This is a genomic window from Streptomyces toyocaensis (assembly GCF_000725125.1).
GTDB lineage: Bacteria > Actinomycetota > Actinomycetes > Streptomycetales > Streptomycetaceae > Streptomyces > Streptomyces toyocaensis.
Map to the genome: position 1 here is coordinate 16,914 of NZ_JFCB01000019.1, position 20,577 is coordinate 37,490.

Annotated in this window: 18 protein-coding genes; 16 read left to right on the forward strand and 2 right to left on the reverse strand. The window is 70.6% G+C overall.

Annotated elements, in window-relative coordinates; genetic code table 11:
- The first annotated feature begins 153 nt into the window (after positions 1-153).
- The gene (gene relA, locus BU52_RS20390) at positions 154-2,676 is read left to right on the forward strand and encodes a GTP pyrophosphokinase (protein ID WP_037936414.1); all 2,523 of its coding nucleotides are present in this window, start codon (positions 154-156) and stop codon (positions 2,674-2,676) included.
- A gap of 81 nt (positions 2,677-2,757) precedes the next feature.
- On the opposite strand, the gene BU52_RS20395 is transcribed toward relA, so the two are convergent.
- Entirely contained in the window at positions 2,758-3,987 is a 1,230-nt protein-coding gene (locus BU52_RS20395; protein WP_037936415.1) for a DUF349 domain-containing protein, read from the reverse strand.
- Positions 3,988-4,124: 137 nt separating this feature from the next.
- Positions 4,125-4,946, reverse strand: a complete 822-nt coding sequence (locus BU52_RS20400; RefSeq protein WP_037936416.1) for a peptidylprolyl isomerase — start codon at positions 4,944-4,946, stop codon at positions 4,125-4,127.
- 183 nt (positions 4,947-5,129) lie between these two features.
- On the opposite strand from BU52_RS20400, the gene BU52_RS20405 reads away from it, so the two are divergent.
- From BU52_RS20405 to aroB, 15 genes are all read left to right on the forward strand, one after another.
- On the forward strand, positions 5,130-5,837 hold the full coding sequence (locus tag BU52_RS20405) for an MBL fold metallo-hydrolase (RefSeq protein ID WP_037936417.1): 708 nt from the start codon (positions 5,130-5,132) through the stop codon (positions 5,835-5,837).
- Positions 5,838-5,849: 12 nt separating this feature from the next.
- Complete coding sequence (gene hisS, locus BU52_RS20410; protein WP_037936418.1) at positions 5,850-7,112, forward strand: histidine--tRNA ligase; 1,263 nt, start codon at positions 5,850-5,852, stop codon at positions 7,110-7,112.
- A 256-nt stretch (positions 7,113-7,368) separates the two neighbouring features.
- Entirely contained in the window at positions 7,369-8,034 is a 666-nt protein-coding gene (locus BU52_RS20415; RefSeq protein WP_037936419.1) for a vitamin K epoxide reductase family protein, read from the forward strand.
- A 43-nt stretch (positions 8,035-8,077) separates the two neighbouring features.
- Positions 8,078-9,433 carry a replication-associated recombination protein A gene (locus tag BU52_RS20420; RefSeq protein WP_037936422.1) on the forward strand — a complete coding sequence of 452 codons (1,356 nt, stop codon included), beginning with the start codon at positions 8,078-8,080 and terminating at the stop codon, positions 9,431-9,433.
- 302 nt (positions 9,434-9,735) lie between these two features.
- Positions 9,736-10,350, forward strand: a complete 615-nt coding sequence (gene rpsD, locus BU52_RS20425; protein ID WP_037936423.1) for a 30S ribosomal protein S4 — start codon at positions 9,736-9,738, stop codon at positions 10,348-10,350.
- 211 nt (positions 10,351-10,561) lie between these two features.
- Positions 10,562-11,005: a DUF948 domain-containing protein gene (locus tag BU52_RS20430; protein WP_037936426.1), complete on the forward strand. Its 444-nt coding sequence runs from the start codon at positions 10,562-10,564 to the stop codon at positions 11,003-11,005.
- A gap of 7 nt (positions 11,006-11,012) precedes the next feature.
- Positions 11,013-11,384, forward strand: coding sequence for a hypothetical protein (locus BU52_RS20435; RefSeq protein ID WP_037936428.1), 372 nt, complete (start codon positions 11,013-11,015; stop codon positions 11,382-11,384).
- Complete coding sequence (alaS, locus tag BU52_RS20440; protein ID WP_037936430.1) at positions 11,384-14,053, forward strand: alanine--tRNA ligase; 2,670 nt, start codon at positions 11,384-11,386, stop codon at positions 14,051-14,053. The genes BU52_RS20435 and alaS overlap by 1 nt, the downstream gene beginning before the upstream one ends.
- Before the next feature lie 35 nt (positions 14,054-14,088).
- A complete protein-coding gene (gene ruvX / locus BU52_RS20445) occupies positions 14,089-14,553 on the forward strand; it encodes a Holliday junction resolvase RuvX (RefSeq protein WP_037936642.1) in 465 nt (154 codons plus the stop codon).
- Positions 14,554-14,681: 128 nt separating this feature from the next.
- Positions 14,682-16,304, forward strand: a complete 1,623-nt coding sequence (mltG, locus tag BU52_RS20450; RefSeq protein ID WP_037936432.1) for an endolytic transglycosylase MltG — start codon at positions 14,682-14,684, stop codon at positions 16,302-16,304.
- The gene (locus BU52_RS20455) at positions 16,294-17,130 is read left to right on the forward strand and encodes a shikimate dehydrogenase (RefSeq protein ID WP_037936435.1); all 837 of its coding nucleotides are present in this window, start codon (positions 16,294-16,296) and stop codon (positions 17,128-17,130) included. The genes mltG and BU52_RS20455 overlap by 11 nt, the downstream gene beginning before the upstream one ends.
- 51 nt (positions 17,131-17,181) lie before the next feature.
- Positions 17,182-17,523: a hypothetical protein gene (locus BU52_RS20460; RefSeq protein ID WP_037936437.1), complete on the forward strand. Its 342-nt coding sequence runs from the start codon at positions 17,182-17,184 to the stop codon at positions 17,521-17,523.
- A gap of 181 nt (positions 17,524-17,704) precedes the next feature.
- The gene (gene aroC / locus BU52_RS20465; RefSeq protein WP_037936439.1) at positions 17,705-18,889 is read left to right on the forward strand and encodes a chorismate synthase; all 1,185 of its coding nucleotides are present in this window, start codon (positions 17,705-17,707) and stop codon (positions 18,887-18,889) included.
- Complete coding sequence (locus BU52_RS20470) at positions 18,886-19,398, forward strand: shikimate kinase (protein ID WP_037936441.1); 513 nt, start codon at positions 18,886-18,888, stop codon at positions 19,396-19,398. Before aroC ends, BU52_RS20470 begins: the two co-directional genes overlap by 4 nt.
- Entirely contained in the window at positions 19,395-20,489 is a 1,095-nt protein-coding gene (aroB, locus tag BU52_RS20475; RefSeq protein WP_037936444.1) for a 3-dehydroquinate synthase, read from the forward strand. The genes BU52_RS20470 and aroB overlap by 4 nt, the downstream gene beginning before the upstream one ends.
- The last annotated feature ends 88 nt before the right edge of the window (positions 20,490-20,577 follow it).

A 20,577-nucleotide genomic window follows, 5' to 3' on the forward strand; every position in this document is an offset into this window, starting at 1 on the left:
GTGGGCGGACCCGGAGGAATCCGGTGTCCGCCCCGTGCGTTTCCGGGGTAGACGGTCCTCACACCGCTCCGAAGGCGATCCGCGGGCGGGGGATCGCTACCATGGGGTCTCCGGAGCCTGACCGGGGACCCGGATCGCGCACGAGGAGTCCTCTTGCCAGACGAGGCCCAGCACCTGACCGCCGCCAAGCCCGAGTCCGCCTCGGCGGCCGCGGCGAAGCCCGCGCCGAGCGCGCCCCACGCGAAGAACGACACGCGTGGGCCGGTCCAGCACGCCCAGTCCGCGCCCGTCGACAAGCCCGAGCAGCCGCGCCCCAAGCCGGGCCCGCCCGCCCCCATGGCCCGCCCCAACACCGGTCAGCCCGCCCGCTCCGGCTCCTCCAACCGCGTCCGTGCCCGCCTCGCCCGGCTCGGCGTCCAGCGCGCCAACCCCTACAACCCGGTGCTGGAGCCGCTGCTGCGGATCGTCCGCGGCAACGACCCCAAGATCGAGAACGCGACGCTGCGCCAGATCGAGCGCGCCTACCAGGTCGCCGAGCGCTGGCACCGCGGCCAGAAGCGCAAGAGTGGCGACCCGTACATCACGCACCCGCTCGCCGTCACCACCATCCTCGCCGAGCTGGGCATGGACCCGGCCACGCTGATGGCCGGCCTGCTGCACGACACCGTCGAGGACACCGAGTACGGCCTGGAGGACCTGCGCCGCGACTTCGGTGACGTGGTGGCCCTCCTCGTCGACGGCGTCACCAAGCTGGACAAGGTCAAGTTCGGCGAGGCGGCGCAGGCCGAGACCGTGCGCAAGATGGTCGTCGCCATGGCCAAGGACCCCCGCGTCCTGGTCATCAAGCTCGCCGACCGCCTGCACAACATGCGCACCATGCGCTACCTCAAGCGCGAGAAGCAGGAGAAGAAGGCGCGCGAGACCCTGGAGATCTACGCGCCGCTCGCCCACCGCCTGGGCATGAACACCATCAAGTGGGAGCTGGAGGACCTCGCCTTCGCGATCCTCTACCCCAAGATGTACGACGAGATCGTCCGCCTGGTCGCCGAGCGCGCCCCCAAGCGCGACGAGTACCTCGCCATCGTCACCGACGAGGTGCAGCAGGACCTCAGGGCGGCCCGCATCAAGGCCACCGTCACCGGCCGCCCCAAGCACTACTACAGCGTCTACCAGAAGATGATCGTCCGCGGCCGTGACTTCGCGGAGATCTACGACCTGGTGGGCATCCGCGTCCTCGTGGACACCGTCCGCGACTGCTACGCGGCCCTCGGCACGGTGCACGCGCGATGGAACCCGGTCCCCGGCCGGTTCAAGGACTACATCGCGATGCCCAAGTTCAACATGTACCAGTCGCTGCACACGACGGTCATCGGCCCCGGCGGCAAGCCCGTCGAGCTGCAGATCCGCACCTTCGACATGCACCGCCGCGCGGAGTACGGCATCGCCGCGCACTGGAAGTACAAGCAGGAGGCCGTCGCCGGCGCCTCGAAGGTGCGCACCGACGCCCCCAAGTCGTCCGGCAGGAGCAAGGACGACCACCTCAACGACATGGCGTGGCTGAGGCAGCTCCTGGACTGGCAGAAGGAGACCGAGGACCCGGGCGAGTTCCTGGAGTCCCTGCGCTTCGACCTGTCCCGCAACGAGGTCTTCGTCTTCACCCCCAAGGGCGACGTCATAGCGCTTCCCGCAGGCGCCACCCCCGTGGACTTCGCGTACGCGGTCCACACCGAGGTCGGCCACCGCACCATAGGGGCACGGGTCAACGGCCGTCTCGTACCACTGGAATCCACCCTCGACAACGGCGACCTGGTGGAGGTCTTCACCTCCAAGGCGGCCGGCGCGGGACCCTCCCGCGACTGGCTCGGCTTCGTGAAGTCGCCCCGCGCCCGCAACAAGATCCGTGCCTGGTTCTCCAAGGAGCGCCGGGACGAGGCCATCGAGCAGGGCAAGGACTCCATCGTCCGCGCGATGCGCAAACAGAACCTGCCGATCCAGCGCATCCTCACCGGCGACTCGCTCGTCACGCTGGCGCACGAGATGCGCTACTCGGACATCTCCGCGCTGTACGCGGCGATCGGCGAGGGTCACGTCTCCGCGCAGAACATCGTGCAGAAGCTCGTCCAGGCCCTCGGCGGCGAGGAGGCGGCCACCGAGGAGATCGACGAGTCGGTCCCGCCGGCCCGCGGACGCAGCCGCAAGCGCCGCTCCAGCACCGACCCCGGTGTGGTGGTCAAGGGCGTCGACGACGTCTGGGTGAAACTGGCCCGCTGCTGCACGCCGGTGCCCGGCGACCCGATCATCGGCTTCGTCACCCGCGGCAGCGGCGTCTCCGTGCACCGCAGCGACTGCGTCAACGTCGACTCCCTGTCCCGTGAGCCCGAGCGGATCCTCGACGTCGAGTGGGCACCCACCCAGTCCTCCGTCTTCCTGGTCGCCATCCAGGTCGAGGCCCTGGACCGCTCCCGGCTGCTGTCGGACGTCACCCGCGTCCTGTCCGACCAGCACGTCAACATCCTCTCCGCGGCCGTCCAGACCTCCCGCGACCGGGTCGCCACCTCCCGCTTCACCTTCGAGATGGGCGACCCCAAGCACCTGGGCCACGTCCTGAAGGCCGTACGCGGCGTGGAGGGCGTGTACGACGTCTACCGGGTGACATCCGCCCGCAACCGGACCTAGGAGGGGGCTGCCGTCGTGCGGCCGCCGACACACGAATGAGGGGCTCCTTCTGGAAGGAGCCCCTCATGACGTGCGACGGGTTCAGCCGCCGAACTCCTGCAGACCCTTCAGAGCCTGGTCCAGCAGGGCCTGGCGGCCCTCCAGCTCACGCTCGAGCTTCTCGGCCTTGGCGGTGTTGCCCTGCGCCCGGGCCTGCTCGATCTGGCCCTTCAGCTTGTCCACGGCGGCCTGGAGCTGACCGGTCAGCCCCGCGGCACGCGCGCGTGCCTCCGGGTTCGTCCGGCGCCACTCGGCCTCCTCGGCCTCCTGCAGGGCGCGCTCCACGGCGTGCATCCGGCCCTCGACCTTCGGGCGGGCGTCCCGCGGCACATGACCGATGGCCTCCCAGCGCTCGTTGAGCGCCCGGAAGGCGGCCCGCGAGGCCTTCAGATCCGTGATCGGCAGAAGCTTCTCGGCCTCCCCGGCCAGCTCCTCCTTCAGCTTCAGGTTCTCCGCCTGTTCCGCGTCACGTTCCGCGAAGACCGAGCTGCGGGCGGCGAAGAAGACGTCCTGGGCGCCGCGGAAGCGGTTCCACAGGTCCTCCTCGTGCTCGCGCTGGGCACGGCCCGCGGCCTTCCACTCCGTCATCAGGTCGCGGTAACGGGCGGCCGTCGGACCCCAGTCCGTCGAGTTCGACAGCGACTCGGCCTCGGCGACCAGCCGTTCCTTGGTCCTGCGGGCCTCTTCGCGCTGCGCGTCCAGCTGCGCGAAGTGCTGCTTGCGCCGCTTGGAGAACGCCGACCGCGCGTGCGAGAACCGGTGCCACAGTTCGTCGTCGGACTTGCGGTCCAGCCGCGGCAGGCCCTTCCAGGTGTCCACCAGGGCCCGCAGCCGCTCACCGGCCGCCCGCCACTGGTCGGACCGCGCGAGCTCCTCGGCCTCGACGACCAGCGCCTCCTTGGCGTGACGCGCGTCGTCGGACTGCCTGGCCCGCTGCGCCTTGCGCTCCTCGCGCCGCTTGTCCACCAGCTCCACGAGCTTGTCCAGCCGGGCCCTGAGGGCGTCCAGGTCACCGACCGCGTGATGGGCGTCGACCTGCTCGCGCAGGTGCTCGATCGCGGTCAGCGCGTCCTTGGACGACAGGTCGGTGGTCTTCACTCGCTTCTCGAGGAGGCCGATCTCGACAACCAGGCCCTCGTACTTGCGCTCGAAGTAGGCCAGCGCCTCCTCGGGGGAGCCGGCCTGCCAGGAACCGACGACCTTCTCGCCGTCGGCCGTACGCACGTACACGGTCCCCGTCTCGTCGACGCGGCCCCACGGGTCGCTGCTCACAGCGCCTCCTCCACATGATGCCGTCGAGGGGCCTGCGAGCTCCCCCGGGCATCGTCCACAGTTTCGTCACGGCCAACATAGGCGACCGACGGGATGCCTGTCCGCATCCCGCGCGACCGAAATTCCGCAGTTGGGGGTCAGGATTCGGTGACGGTCGCCTTGTCGATCACGACCGTCGCGTTGGGCGCCCCGTCCCCGGCTCCGGTGTTCTCCCCGGCGCCGGCGATCTTCTTGAGCACCTTCATGCCGGCGTCCGAGACGGTACCGAACGGTGTGTAGTTGGGCGGCAGCTGACTGTCCTGGTAGACCAGGAAGAACTGACTGCCACCACTGTCCTTCTGCCCGGTGTTGGCCATCGCGACCGTGCCCGCCGGGTAGATGTTCTCCTTCAGGACCTCGTCCTTCAGGTTCTCGTCGGGGATCGTGTACCCGGGGCCGCCGGTGCCGGTGCCGGTCGGGTCACCGCACTGCAGCACGTAGATGCCGTTGGTGGTGAGCCGGTGGCACTTGCTGTGGTCGAAGTAGCCCTTGTTCGCCAGGAAGTCGAACGAGTTGACCGTGTGCGGCGCCGCCGACGCCTTCAGCGCCACGTCTATCGGCCCGCAGGTCGTGTCCAGCTTCAGCGTGTACGTCGCCGACCTGTCGATGGACATCGCCGGCTCCTTCTTCCAGGTCTGCTTCTCGACCTTGCCGTCCGCGGGCTTCTCGCACGGGTCCGGGGCCTTGCTCGTCGGTGCGGCGCTCGGCGTGACCTCGGCGTTCGCGTCGGTCTTGTCGTCGTCCCGCTCCAGCGCCCCGGTCGCGTACAGTGCGCCGCCGCCCACGAGGACCACGCCGAGCACGGACGCGATCACCGAGTTGCGGATCCGCGACGTGCGACGCGCCTCGGTGCGCCGCTGCTGCTGCCGCAAGAACTTCTCCCGGGCGAGCTGACGCCGCCGCTGTTCCTGGCTGACCACCGGGTTCTCTCCTCATGCGTCTCGTGTGCCGGCCGGTACGCGTGCGTGCGTGCGGTGAGCCGACCGCCTGCGTGTGCCCCGTACCGTATATGGGTTCGCTGAGGAATCGGCAGCGCCGGTAGGCTCTGACCACGGGCGCCGCCCCGTCGCAAGCCTCCCGTATCGACACAACGAAGGACGATCGTGCTCATTGCCGGGTTCCCCGCCGGGGCCTGGGGGACGAACTGTTATCTCGTCGCCCCCGCCGCGGGTGAGGAGTGCGTGATCATCGACCCCGGCCACCAGGCCGCCGACGGCGTCGCGGAGGCGGTCCGCAAGCACCGGCTCAAGCCCGTCGCCGTCGTCCTCACCCACGGTCACATCGACCACGTCGCCTCCGTCGTCCCCGTGTGCGGGGCGCACGACGTACCGGCCTGGATCCACCCCGAGGACCGCTACATGATGAGCGACCCCGAGAAGGGGATCGGCCGCGCCATCGGCATGCCGCTGATGGGCGAGCTGACCGTGGGGGAGCCGGACGACGTCAAGGAGCTCACCGACGGCGCGCGGCTGCGGCTCGCGGGCCTGGAGTTCTCCGTCGCGCACGCGCCGGGCCATACCAAGGGGTCGGTGACCTTCGGCATGCCCGAGGCCGCGGACGTCCCGCCGGTCCTCTTCTCGGGCGACCTGCTGTTCGCCGGCTCCATCGGACGCACCGACCTGCCGGGCGGTGACATGGCCGAGATGCTCGGCTCGCTGGCCCGCGTGTGCCTGCCGCTCGACGACTCGACCGTGGTGCTGTCCGGCCACGGCCCCCAGACGACCATCGGTCAGGAGCGCGCCACCAACCCGTACCTGCGGCAGGTGGCCGCCGGCCAGGGAGCATCCGAGGCTCCCCGACGAGGAATGTGACGAGAGACTTCCGTGAGCACTTTCAAGGCCCCCAGGGGCACGTACGACCTGATCCCGCCGGACAGCGCCAAGTACCTGGCCGTGCGCGAGGCCATCGCCGCCCCCCTGCGCAACTCCGGCTACGGCTACATCGAGACGCCCGGCTTCGAGAACGTCGAGCTGTTCGCGCGCGGTGTCGGCGAGTCCACCGACATCGTCACCAAGGAGATGTACGCCTTCGAGACCAAGGGCGGCGACCGGCTCGCCCTGCGCCCCGAGGGCACCGCCTCCGTGCTGCGCGCCGCCCTGGAGGCCAACCTGCACAAGGCGGGCAACCTCCCGGTGAAGCTCTGGTACTCCGGCTCGTACTACCGCTACGAGCGCCCCCAGAAGGGCCGTTACCGCCACTTCTCCCAGGTCGGCGCCGAGGCGATCGGCGCGGAGGACCCGGCGCTCGACGCCGAGCTGATCATCCTCGCCGACCAGGCGTACCGCTCGCTGGGCCTGCGCGACTTCCGCATCCTGCTCAACAGCCTGGGCGACAAGGAGTGCCGCCCGGTGTACCGGGCCGCGCTGCAGGACTTCCTGCGCGGGCTGGACCTGGACGAGGACACCCTGCGCCGCGCGGAGATCAACCCGCTGCGGGTGCTGGACGACAAGCGCGAGTCGGTGCAGAAGCAGCTCGCCGGCGCCCCCCTGCTGCGCGACTACCTGTGCGACGCGTGCAAGGCGTACCACGAGGAGGTCCGCGAACTGATCTCCGCGGCGGGTGTGACCTTCGAGGACGACCCCAAGCTGGTGCGCGGCCTGGACTACTACACGCGCACCACCTTCGAGTTCGTCCACGACGGCCTGGGCTCGCAGTCCGCGGTGGGCGGCGGCGGACGCTACGACGGCCTGTCCGAGATGATCGGCGGCCCCGCGCTGCCGTCCGTCGGCTGGGCCCTGGGCGTCGACCGCACGGTGCTGGCCCTGGAGGCGGAGGGCGTCGAGCTGGAACTCCCCGCCACGACCAGTGTGTTCGCCGTCCCGCTCGGCGAGGAGGCCCGCCGGGTGCTGTTCTCGAAGGTCACCGAGCTGCGCAAGAACGGGGTGGCCGCGGACTTCGGTTACGGCGGCAAGGGCCTCAAGGCCGCGATGAAGGCGGCCAACCGTTCGGGCGCCCGGTACGCGCTGCTCCTGGGTGAACGCGACCTCGCCGAGGGCGTGGTCCAGCTCAAGGACCTGGATTCCGGGGAGCAGTCGGCGGTCGGCGTGAACGAGATCGTGGCCGAGCTGGAGTCGCGGCTCGGCTGACCCGCGCACGGGCGCCGGGTCCCCTCCGGGGCCCGGCGCCTTCGTCGTCGGCGGTGCGGGACGTCGTGGCACCCTGGCGGGGGACGCCGTACGGAACGCGCGTACGGCCACCGGACGGGCGTCGGCCGGAATCGAACGCCCGCGGGTGATCAGCCGTACGTTCTTATGCCCGCACAACGGCGGACCCACAGCCCCGTACGGCACAATGGCCCCTGCCCGAAGCAGGTCCCCACCTCCCAGTGACGGAATCGGCGTGATGAGCAAGACGACAGTCAGGGACGTCGACATGGAGCCCGAGAACCCGCCCTCGCCGGAGCGCACCTCCGCCCCGCGCACGGAAGGCGCGAGCCGGGCGTTCGCCCTGCTCCTGGTGATCACGGGCGCGGCCGGTGTGCTCGCCGCGTGGGTGATCACGCTCGACAAGTTCAAGCTGCTCGAGGCCAAGGTCAAGGGCGAGACGTTCGTCCCGGGATGCAGTCTCAACCCGGTGGTGTCCTGTGGCAGCGTCATGGAGAGCGACCAGGCCTCCGTGTTCGGGTTCCCCAACCCGATGCTCGGCCTCGTGACCTACGGCATCGTCGTCTGCGTCGGCATGAGCCTGCTCGCCCGGGCTCGCTTCCCGCGCTGGTACTGGCTCACCCTCAACGCGGGCACGCTCTTCGGTGTCGTCTTCTGCGCCTGGCTGATGTTCCAGTCGCTGTACCGGATCAACGCCCTGTGCCTGTGGTGCTGCCTGGCCTGGGTCGCCACGATCATCATGTTCTGGTATGTGACGTCGTTCAACGTCCGCAAGGGCTTCCTGCCCGCACCGGGCTGGCTGAAGAGCTTCTTCGGCGAGTTCACCTGGGTCATGCCGGTCCTGCACATCGGGATCATCGGCATGCTGATCCTGACCCGCTGGTGGGACTTCTGGACCAGCTGACCGGCCGCCCCGGGCTGTCGGTGCGGTGCCTTAGGGTTTCAACGTGGAGCCCGACCTGTTCACCGCCGCAGCAGAAGAACGCCAGGAGAAGGACCCGACGGGCAGCCCCCTGGCGGTCCGGATGCGCCCGCGCACCCTCGACGAGGTCGTGGGCCAGCAGCACCTGCTGAAGCCGGGTTCCCCCCTGCGCAGACTGGTCGGCGAGGGCGCCTCGGGGCCCGCGGGTCCCTCCTCGGTCGTCCTCTGGGGCCCGCCCGGCACCGGCAAGACCACCCTGGCCTACGTCGTCTCCAAGGCCACCAACAAGCGCTTCGTCGAACTGTCGGCGATCACCGCGGGCGTCAAGGAGGTCCGCGCGGTCATCGACGGCGCCCGCCGCGCCTCCGGCGGGTACGGCCAGGAGACCGTTCTCTTCCTCGACGAGATCCACCGCTTCAGCAAGGCCCAGCAGGACTCCCTGCTCCCGGCCGTGGAGAACCGCTGGGTCACCCTGATCGCCGCGACCACCGAGAATCCCTACTTCTCGATCATCTCCCCGCTGCTCTCCCGGTCCCTGCTCCTCACCCTCGAACCGCTCACCGACGACGACGTGCGGGACCTGCTGAGGCGCGCCCTGAGCGACGAGCGGGGTCTCAGGAGCGCCCTCGCCCTCCCCGAGGACACCGAGGACCACCTCCTGCGCATCGCCGGCGGCGACGCCCGCCGCGCGCTGACCGCCCTGGAGGCAGCCGCGGGAGCCGCGCTGGACAAGGGCGAGGCGGAGATCGCCCTGACCACGCTGGAGGAGACGGTCGACCGGGCGGCGGTGAAGTACGACCGCGACGGCGACCAGCACTACGACGTCGCCAGCGCCCTGATCAAGTCCATCCGCGGCTCCGACGTGGACGCCGCCCTGCACTACCTGGCCCGCATGATCGAGGCCGGCGAGGACCCCCGCTTCATCGCACGCCGGCTGATGATCTCCGCGAGCGAGGACATCGGCCTCGCCGACCCCGGCGCGCTGCCCATCGCGGTCGCCGCCGCCCAGGCCGTGGCGATGATCGGTTTCCCCGAGGCGGCGCTCACCCTCAGCCACGCCACCATCGCGCTCGCCCTCGCCCCGAAGTCCAACGCGGCGACCACCGCGATCGGCGCCGCCCTGGACGACGTGCGCAAGGGACTGGCCGGTCCCGTGCCGTCCCACCTGCGGGACAGCCACTACAAGGGCGCGACGAAGCTGGGGCACGGGAAGGGCTACACCTACCCGCACGACCTGCCCGAGGGCATCGCCGAGCAGCAGTACGCGCCGGACGCCCTGAAGGACCGCGAGTACTACGAGCCCACGCGGCACGGTGCGGAGGCGAGGTACGCGGACGCGGTCGAATGGACCAGGAAGCACCTCGGTCGGAAGCGGTCCTGACCACCCTGTAGACTTGCCCGAAGTGCTGCGTCCCGTGTCCGGCTCCGGTCGGCGCCTCAGGCGGGACATCCAGCCGGATCCTTCGATCCAGGAGCGTCGCGCACCGTCGTAGGTGTCGCGGGCAGCCCACCACCACCCGTCAGTCCCGGGACCGGTCGGTGGGCCGTTCGTGTGCTGCACGTATGTGCCCAGACCAGGGGAGCGGCTGCCCGGCTCGTCCGAAGCGGACCTGCTGGGAATTCCCCGGCTGCGGATGCGACCTCCCGTAACCCTGAGGCAGCCGAAAAGGAAAAGGAAAAGAAGTGGCGAACCAGTCCCGCCCCAAGGTCAAGAAGTCGCGTGCCCTCGGCATCGCGCTGACCCCGAAGGCCGTCAAGTACTTCGAGGCCCGCCCCTACCCGCCGGGTGAGCACGGCCGTGGCCGCAAGCAGAACTCGGACTACAAGGTCCGTCTGCTGGAGAAGCAGCGTCTGCGCGCGCAGTACGACCTCTCCGAGCGCCAGCTGGTCCGCGCCTACGAGCGTGCCTCCAAGGTGCAGGGCAAGACCGGTGAGGCCCTGATCGTCGAGCTGGAGCGGCGCCTCGACGCGCTGGTCCTGCGTTCGGGCATCGCCCGCACGATCTACCAGGCCCGCCAGATGGTCACCCACGGCCACATCCAGGTCAACGGCAAGAAGGTCGACAAGCCCTCCTTCCGTGTCCGCCCGGACGACGTCGTGCAGGTCCGCGACCGCAGCAAGGAGAAGACCCTCTTCACGATCGCCCGTGAAGGCGGCTTCGCCCCCGACGGTGAGATCCCGCGCTACCTCCAGGTGAACCTCAAGGCCCTGGCGTTCCGCCTGGACCGCGAGCCGAACCGCAAGGAGATCCCCGTGATCTGCGACGAGCAGCTCGTCGTCGAGTACTACGCCCGCTGATCCCAGCAGGCACGCGGTGTCCCGAGCCCGCCGTCTCCCCGCCCCTCAGGGCGGACGAGGCGGCGGGCTCGTGTTCGCCCGGCCCTCTCCTCACCGCGACTTCGCCGGTGGCGGACCGTAATCCGGTGCGGAGGGACCTCACCGGCGCGATAGGCTCGGGCACACGACTTTCTCGATGTTCAGGCGCGTTTCAAGGGAGCGGGTGCACACAGTGTCCGGTGGCGAGGTGGCCGGAATCCTGGTGGCCGTCTTCTGGGCGATCCTGGTCTCCTTCCTCGCCGTCGCGCTGGTGAGGCTGGCCCAGACGCTCCGGGCGACCACCAGACTCGTGGCGGAGGTGACCGACCAGGCGGTGCCGTTGCTGGCCGACGCCTCCACGGCGGTGCGGTCGGCGCAGACCCAGATCGAACGGGTCGACGCCATCGCCTCCGACGTCCAGGAGGTCACCTCCAACGCCTCCGCGCTGTCGACCACCGTGGCCTCCACCTTCGGCGGCCCCCTGGTGAAGGTCGCCGCCTTCGGCTACGGCGTCCGCCGGGCCGTCAGCGGCCGCAAGGACGACGCCCCGGCCAAGGCGCCGAGGCGTACCGTGATCGTGGGCCGCACCGTCCCGGGCGCGCGGCGGGAAAAGCGGGCCCGGGGAAAGAAGGACTGACCCGACGATGTTCCGCCGAACGTTCTGGTTCACCACCGGTGTCGCCACCGGCGTATGGGCCACCACCAAGGTCAATCGCAAGCTCAAGCAGCTGACGCCCGAGAACCTCGCCGTCGCCGCGGCGAACAAGGCGATCGAGGCGGGCGGCCGGCTCAGGGACCGAGCGGTGGACTTCGCCCTCGAGGTCCGCGACAACATGGCCCGGCGTGAGGCCGAACTGGGTGACGCCCTCGGGCTGAACGCCCCCGTCGACCGCGCTCTCCCCCCGCCCCGGGGTTACGCCGTCATCGAGAACCGCAACAGCCCCAAGTACGTCGAGGGCCCGGGGCAGAAGTCGACGTACACGACGTACCCGTACAACCGGAATGAGGACCACTGATGGAGTCGGCCGAGATCCGCCGCCGCTGGCTGAGCTTCTTCGAGGAGCGCGGGCACACCGTCGTCCCGTCGGCGTCGCTCATCGCGGACGACCCGACTCTGCTGCTCGTCCCGGCCGGCATGGTGCCCTTCAAGCCCTACTTCCTGGGCGAGGTCAAGCCGCCCTTCGAGCGCGCCACGAGCGTGCAGAAGTGCGTACGCACCCCCGACATCGAAGAGGTCGGCAAGACCACCCGCCACGGCACGTTCTTCCAGATGTGCGGCAACTTCTCCTTCGGCGACTACTTCAAGGAAGGCGCCATCAAGCTCGCCTGGGAGCTGCTCACCAGTCCCCAGGACAAGGGTGGTTACGGCCTCGACCCCGAGCGCCTGTGGATCACCGTCTACCAGGACGACGACGAGGCCGAGCGGATCTGGCGCGACGTCGTCGGCGTGCCCGCCGAGCGCATCCAGCGCCTGGGCAAGAAGGACAACTTCTGGGACATGGGCGTCCCCGGCCCCTGCGGTCCCTGCTCCGAGATCAACTACGACCGCGGCCCCGAGTTCGGCGCCGAGGGCGGTCCCGCCGTCAACGACGAGCGGTACGTGGAGATCTGGAACCTCGTCTTCATGCAGTACGAGCGGGGCGAGGGTCCGGGCAAGGACTACCCGATCCTCGGGGACCTGCCCAGCAAGAACATCGACACCGGCCTGGGGCTCGAACGGCTCGCCATGATTCTGCAGGGCGTGCGGAACATGTACGAGATCGACACCTCGATGGCCGTCATCGACAAGGCCACCGAGCTGACCGGCGTCCGCTACGGCGACGCCCAGGCCTCCGACGTCTCCCTGCGCGTGGTCACCGACCACATGCGCACCTCCGTGATGCTCATCGGCGACGGAGTGACCCCCGGCAACGAGGGCCGCGGCTACGTGCTGCGCCGCATCATGCGCCGCGCCATCCGCAACATGCGCCTGCTCGGCGCCACCGGCCCGGTCGTCAGGGACCTGATCGACGTCGTGATCGGCATGATGGGGCAGCAGTACCCGGAGCTGATCACCGACCGCGAGCGGATCGAGAAGGTCGCCGTCGCCGAGGAGAACGCCTTCCTCAAGACGCTGAAGGCCGGCACCAACATCCTCGACACGGCTGTCAGCGACACCAAGGCCGCGGGCTCCACCGTCCTGCCCGGCGACAAGGCGTTCCTGCTCCACGACACCTGGGGCTTCCCCATCGACCTCACCCTGGAGATGGCCGCCGAGCAGGGCCTCTCCGTGGACGAGGAGGGCTTCCGCCGACTGATGAAGGAGCAGCGGGAGCGCGCCAAGGCCGATGCCCAGGCCAAGAAGACCGGCCACGCCGACCTCGGCGCCTACCGCGAGATCGCCGACCGCGCCGGTGCCACCGACTTCATCGGCTACACCGACACCGAGGGCGAGTCCACCGTCGTCGGCATCCTCGTCGACGGCGTCTCCTCGCCGGCCGCCACGGAGGGCGACGAGGTGGAGATCGTCCTCGACCGCACCCCGTTCTACGCCGAGGGCGGCGGCCAGATCGGTGACACCGGCCGGATCAGGGCCGACACCGGTGCCGTCATCGAGATCCGCGACTGCCAGAAGCCGGTCCCGGGCGTCTACGTGCACAAGGGCGTCGTCCAGGTCGGTGAGATCACCGTCGGAGCCAAGGCCCACGCCTCCATCGACGACCGCCGCCGCAAGGCCATCGCCCGCGCCCACTCGGCCACCCACCTCACCCACCAGGCCCTGCGCGACGCCCTCGGCCCGACGGCCGCCCAGGCCGGTTCGGAGAACCAGCCCGGCCGCTTCCGCTTCGACTTCGGCTCGCCGTCCGCGGTGCCGCAGACGGTCATGGTCGACGTCGAGCAGAAGATCAACGAGGTACTCGCCCGCGACCTCGACGTGCGCGCCGACGTCATGGGCATCGACGAGGCCAGGAAGCAGGGCGCCATCGCCGAGTTCGGCGAGAAGTACGGCGAGCGCGTGCGCGTGGTGACCATCGGCGACTTCTCCAAGGAGCTGTGCGGCGGTACCCACGTGCACAACACCGCCCAGCTGGGCCTGGTGAAGCTCCTCGGCGAGTCGTCCATCGGCTCAGGTGTCCGCCGTATCGAGGCCCTGGTCGGTGTGGACGCCTACCACTTCCTCGCCCGTGAGCACACGGTGGTCAACCAGCTCACCGAACTGCTCAAGGGCCGCTCGGAGGAGCTGCCGGAGAAGGTCTCCGCCATGCTCGGCAAGCTGAAGGACGCCGAGAAGGAGATCGAGAAGTTCCGCGCCGAGAAGGTGCTCCAGGCCGCCGCCGGTCTCGCCGAGTCCGCCAAGGACATCAAGGGCGTCGCACTGGTCACCGGTCAGGTCCCGGACGGCACCGCCGCCGACGACCTGCGCAAGCTGGTCCTCGACGTGCGCGGCCGCATCCAGGGCGGCCGGGCCGCAGTCGTGGCCCTCTTCGCCGTGAACAACGGCAAGCCGCTGACGGTCATCGCCACCAACGAGGCCGCACGCGAGCGCGGTCTCAAGGCCGGTGACCTGGTGCGCACCGCCGCCAAGACGCTCGGCGGCGGCGGTGGCGGCAAGCCGGACGTCGCCCAGGGCGGCGGACAGAACCCGGCCGCCGTCGGCGAGGCCGTCGAGGCCGTCGAGCGCCTCGTGGCGGACACCGCCACGTGAACGGCCGGGTGAACGAGCAGACGGACGGCCCGGTGATGCGCCGCGGCCGCCGTCTCGCGATCGACGTGGGGGACGCCCGCATCGGGGTCGCGTCCTGCGACCCCGACGGGATCCTCGCCACGCCGGTCGAGACCGTCCCCGGCCGGGACGTCCCCGCCGCGCACCGACGGCTGCGGCAGCTCGTCGAGGAGTACGAGCCGATCGAGGTCGTCGTCGGTCTCCCTCGCTCCCTCAAGGGGGGCGAGGGCCCGGCCGCGATCAAGGTCCGCGGCTTCGCGGGGGAACTGGCCCGTCTGATCACGCCCGTTCCGGTCCGGCTCGTCGACGAGCGCATGACGACGGTCACGGCGAGTCAGGGACTGCGCGCCTCGGGGGTGAAGTCCAGGAAGGGACGCTCCGTCATCGACCAGGCCGCCGCCGTGATCATTCTCCAGCAGGCACTGGAATCCGAACGGGTGTCAGGCAAGCCACCCGGCGAGGGCGTCGAAGTGGTCGTCTGATCGCGATACGGTAACGTTCCGCGCGATGCGGGCGGTGTTCGAACAGCCGCCGCACTAAGAGAGGCGGGACGGGAGCCGTGGTCCTCAGGTGGCCGGGGTGACCGCCGCCTCGCGGCTCTAGGGGATCGATGACTGAGTATGGCCGGGGCCGAGGCTCCGAACCGTGGCATCCGGACGACCCGTTGTACGGGGACGACGGATGGGGAGGACAGCAGGCCCAGGGCCCGCAGTCCCCCTACGGCGGCCAGCCGCAGCACCATCCGCAGCAGCCGCAGACGCACGCGCGGTACGGCGACTGGGGCACCGGCGAGCAGCACGGGTACGACCAGCAGCAGTACGCGCCCCAGCAGCCGCCGCAGTACGACCAGAACGGCTGGCCCACGGGTTCCTACCCGCAGGACCCCTACGCCGTCGGCCCGACGGACCCCTACGCCCAGCAGGCCGGGTACGGCGAGCAGCCCGACTACTACGGCAGCCCCGAGGCCTACCCGCCGCCCGAGCCGCCCGGCCGCCGGCGTGCCGAACCCGAGCCGGAGACCGACTGGGACCCGGGCCCCGACCAGGGCGAACACGCCTTCTTCTCGGGCGGCGACGATGACGGCCGCAACGAGGACGACGGCCGTGACGACGAGCCGGCCGACCGGCGGGGACGCGGCGAGCGCCGGGGCGGCAAGGAGAAGAAACGACGCAGCGGCCTGGCCTGTCTCGTGGTGGTCGTGGTCCTCGGCGGCGGCCTGGCCGGTGTCGGTTACTTCGGGTACCAGTTCTACCAGGATCGTTTCGGCAGCGCCCCCGATTTCGCGGGATCCGGCAACGGTGAGCAGGTGACCGTCACCATCCCCAAGGGCTCCGGCGGGTACGCCATCGGCCAGGAGCTCAAGAAGGCGGGTGTGATCAAGAGCGTCGACGCGTTCGTCGCGGCCCAGGCCTCCAACCCGGAGGGCAAGAACATCCAGGACGGCGTCTACACGCTGCAGAAGGAGATGTCGGCCGCGAGCGCGGTGGAGCTGATGCTCAGTCCCAAGAGCCGCAACAACCTGATCATCGCCGAGGGCTGGCGCAACGCCCGCGTCTACGAGGCCATCGACAAGCGCCTCGGACTCGAGGAGGGCACCACGGCCGAGGTCGCCGAGACCAAGTGGAAGACCCTCGGCCTGCCCGACTGGGCCGTGAACCACGACGACGTCAAGGATCCGCTGGAGGGCTTCCTCTACCCGTCCAGTTACGCCGTCGCCAAGGGCCAGAAGCCCGAGGCCGTGCTGAAACAGATGGTGGCCCGCGCCACCGAGACGTACACGGAACTGAACTTCGAGGAGAAGGCCGAGAGCCTGGGTCTTGAGGGACCGTGGGAACTGGTGACGGTCGCGAGCCTGGTACAGGCCGAGGGCAAGACCCACGACGACTTCCGCAAGATGTCCGAGGTCGTCTACAACCGCCTCAAGACCAGCAACACCGAGACCTACCAACTCCTGCAGTTCGACTCGACCTTCAACTACCTGAAGGGCGAGAGCAACATCGACATCAGCGAGTCCGAGATCAACAGCAACAAGGACCCGTACAACACCTACACCAACAAGGGCCTGCCGCCCGGCCCCATCGGCAACCCCGGTGAGGACGCCCTGCAGGCGGCGCTGAACCCCACGTCCGACGGCTGGATCTACTTCGTGGCCACCGACGGCGTGAACAAGACGGAGTTCGCCAGGACGCACTCCGAGTTCCTGAAGCTGAAGGACAAGTTCAATGCCAGTTAGGGCCGGGGCACGGCGGGCGGCGGTACTCGGTTCGCCGATCGCCCACTCCCTCTCCCCGGTGCTGCACCGCACCGCGTACGCGGAGCTGGGGCTCGGGGGATGGACGTACGACCGCTTCGAGGTCGACGAGCAGGCGCTGCCGGGGTTCTTCGAGACGCTGGGCCAGGAATGGGCGGGGCTGTCGCTGACCATGCCGCTGAAGCGGGCGGTCATCCCGCTGCTGGACGACATCAGTGTCACGGCGGCCTCGGTGGACGCCGTGAACACCGTGGTCTTCACCGAGGACGGCCGCAGGACCGGCGACAACACCGACATCCCCGGCATGGTCGCCGCCCTGCGCGAGCACGGCATCGACCAGGTGGACAGCGCTGCCATCCTGGGCGCGGGCGCCACCGCCTCCTCCGCGCTGGCCGCCCTGGCCCGGATCTGCTCGGGCGAGGTCACCGTCCACGTCCGCAGCGAGGCCCGGGCCGCTCAGATGCGCCAGTGGGCCGAGCGGCTCGGCGTCGCGGTCCGCATCGCCGGCTGGGACGACGCCGAGCAGGCGCTGCGCGCCCCGCTGGTCGTCAGCACCACCCCGGCCGGCGTCACCGACGTCCTGGCCCGGGCCGTGCCCGAGCGCCCGACGGCCCTCTTCGACGTGCTCTACGACCCGTGGCCGACCGTCCTCGCCGCGCGGTGGTCCGCGTACGGGGGAGCCGTGATCAGCGGACTCGACCTGCTGGTGCACCAGGCCGTGCTCCAGGTGGAGCAGATGACGGGGCGCTCGCCGGCTCCGCTGGACGCCATGCGAAAAGCGGGAGAACGGGCCCTCGCCGCCCGCTAGGATCCCCCTTCGGTTCCGCAGGGGGCGGAACACGGGAGGGGAACAGGTTCCATGTCCGCAGGCATGCCACTGGCATCGTGGAAGTCCCAGATGTTCGAGTCCGTGCTGGGCTTCCTGCCCGACTGGGTGCAGATCACGGTGCTGGCCCTGATCGTGCTCGCCGTCGTCGCGTCCTGGGTTCTCAAGATCAAACGCAGGATCGCGCACCGCCGCGCCGCCCGTTCGGGGCAGCCGGTCCCCACGGCGGCGCCGCACGGCCAGGGGAGCGGGACCGACCACCTGGGCCCGTACGCGCCGCGGCCCACGGCACCGGCCGGCGCCCGGCAGCCGAGCGGCGCCGACTTCCTCGGCGCCTACGCGCCGTCGCGGCGCGAGGGCGACGGCCAGGCCTGAATACCAATGCCCCGGCCCGTGATCCCGGCCGTCCGCCTGATGGACCGGCGGCCGGACCCCCGCCCGGACGTGGGAGGATCGGAGGTGGCGGACCGGGGCCGCGCACCCCGTCACGCCACAGCCGTACGCGAAGAGGCGCGTACGCAGGGCATACCGGGGCGCGAAGCACGGAGGAGCACCGTTGAGCAGGTTGCGCTGGCTGACCGCGGGGGAGTCGCACGGTCCCGCACTCGTCGCGACGCTGGAGGGGCTTCCCGCCGGCGTGCCGATCACCACGGAGATGGTGGCGGACCACCTCGCGAGGCGGCGGCTGGGCTACGGACGCGGTGCCCGGATGAAGTTCGAGCGCGACGAGGTCACCTTCCTCGGCGGCGTCCGGCACGGTCTGACCCTCGGTTCCCCGGTCGCGGTCATGGTGGGCAACACCGAGTGGCCGAAGTGGGAGCAGGTCATGGCCGCCGACCCGGTCGACCCCGAGGTGCTGGCCGGCCTGGCGCGCAACGCCCCGCTGACCCGGCCCCGCCCCGGCCACGCCGACCTGGCGGGCATGCAGAAGTACGGCTTCGACGAGGCCCGCCCGATCCTGGAGCGCGCCTCCGCCCGCGAGACGGCCGCCCGCGTGGCACTGGGCGCGGTGGCACGGTCGTACCTGAAGGAGACGGCCGGCATCGAGATCGTCAGTCACGTCGTCGAGCTGGCCGCCGCCAAGGCGCCCTACGGCGTGTACCCGACCCCCGCCGACGTGGAGCGGCTGGACGCGGACCCGGTGCGCTGCCTGGACGCGGACGCGTCGAAGGCGATGGTCGCGGAGATCGACCAGGCCCACAAGGACGGCGACACCCTCGGCGGCGTGGTGGAGGTGCTGGCGTACGGCGTTCCCGTGGGCCTCGGCTCCCATGTGCACTGGGACCGGCGCCTCGACGCCCGCCTGGCCGCCGCGCTCATGGGCATCCAGGCCATCAAGGGCGTCGAGGTCGGCGACGGCTTCGACCTGGCCCGCGTCCCCGGCTCCAAGGCGCACGACGAGATCCTCGCCACCGACGAGGGCATCAGGCGTGCCTCGGGCCGCTCCGGCGGCACCGAGGGCGGACTGACCACCGGTGAGCTGCTGCGGGTGCGCGCGGCGATGAAGCCGATCGCCACCGTGCCGCGCGCGCTGAAGACCGTGGACGTCGTCACCGGCGAGGAGGCGGCCGCCCACCACCAGCGCTCCGACGTGTGCGCGGTGCCGGCCGCCGGCATCGTCGCCGAGGCGATGGTGGCCCTGGTCCTCGCGGACGCGGTCGCGGAGAAGTTCGGCGGCGACAGCGTCACCGAGACCCGGCGCAACGTGACCTCGTACCTCGACAACCTGGCCGTCCGATGAGCCCGGTGCTCGTGCTGGTCGGCCCGATGGGCGTGGGCAAGTCCACCGTCGGGCACCTGCTGGCGGAGCGGCTGGGCGTCGGCTATCGGGACACCGACGACGACATCGTCGCCGCCGAGGGCAGGACCGTCGCCGACATCTTCGTCGACGAGGGCGAAGCCGCCTTCCGCGCGATCGAGAAGCGCGCGGTGCACTCGGCGGTCACCGGGCACGACGGCGTCCTGGCCCTGGGCGGCGGCGCGGTCCTCGACGCGGACACCCGCGCGCTCCTCGCCGGACAGCGGGTCGTCTACCTCTCGATGGACGTCGAGGAGGCCGTCAGGCGCACCGGCCTGGGCGTCGCCCGCCCCCTGCTCGCCGTCAACCCGCGCAAGCAGTGGCGGGAGCTGATGGAGGCCCGCCGGCACCTGTACGAGGAGGTCGCCACGGCCGTCGTACCGACCGACGGACACACGCCGGAAGAGGTCGCCGAGGCCGCGCTGGACGCACTGGAGCTGAAGGAAGCATGAGCAACGAGGAAGTGACGCGGATCCACATCGGCGGGACGGCGGGCACCGAGCCCTACGACGTCCTGGTGGGGCGTCAGCTCCTGGGTGAACTGGCCGGCCTGATCGGCGAGAAGGCCAAGCGGGTCGCGGTCGTGCACCCGGAGGCTCTCGCCGAGACCGGTGACGCGCTCCGCGCGGACCTCGCCGGACAGGGGTACGAGGCGGTCGCCATCCAGGTGCCCAACGCGGAGGAGGCCAAGACCTACGAGGTCGCGGCCTACTGCTGGAAGGCGCTCGGCCAGTCCGGGTTCACCCGCACCGACGTCGTCGTCGGCGTGGGCGGCGGCGCCACCACCGACCTGGCCGGCTTCGTCGCGGCGACCTGGCTGCGGGGCGTCCGCTGGATCGCCGTACCCACCACGGTCCTCGCCATGGTGGACGCGGCCGTCGGCGGCAAGACCGGCATCAACACCGCCGAGGGCAAGAACCTCGTCGGCGCCTTCCACCCGCCCGCCGGCGTCCTGTGCGACCTGGCCGCCCTGGACTCCCTCCCGGTCAACGACTACGTCTCGGGACTGGCGGAGGTCATCAAGGCCGGCTTCATCGCCGACCCGGCGATCCTGGACCTCATCGAGGCCGACCCCGAGGCCGCCCGTACCCCGGCCGGTCCGCACACCGCGGAACTCATCGAGCGCTCGATCCGGGTCAAGGCCGACGTCGTCTCGTCCGACCTGAAGGAGTCGGGCCTGCGCGAGATCCTCAACTACGGCCACACCCTCGGCCACGCCATCGAGAAGAACGAGCGCTACAAGTGGCGCCACGGCGCCGCGGTGGCGGTGGGCATGCACTTCGCCGCCGAACTCGGCCGTCTCGCGGGCCGTCTGGACGACGCCACCGCGGACCGGCACCGCACGATCCTGGAATCGGTCGGCCTGCCGCTGCGCTACCGCTACGACCAGTGGCCCAAGTTGGTCGAGAACATGAAGGTCGACAAGAAGTCCCGCGGCGACCTGCTGCGCTTCATCGTCCTCGACGGTCTTGCCAGGCCCACGGTGTTCGAAGGACCCGACCCGGCCGTCCTGCTCGCCGCGTACGGTGAGGTGGGCGAGTAGAGCGGGCACTCGGCACCGCCCCCGGCCGTTCACACAACGACGGCAGGGGGCGGTACCGTTCGGTAGCACGCGGGAACCCCCCGCTGTC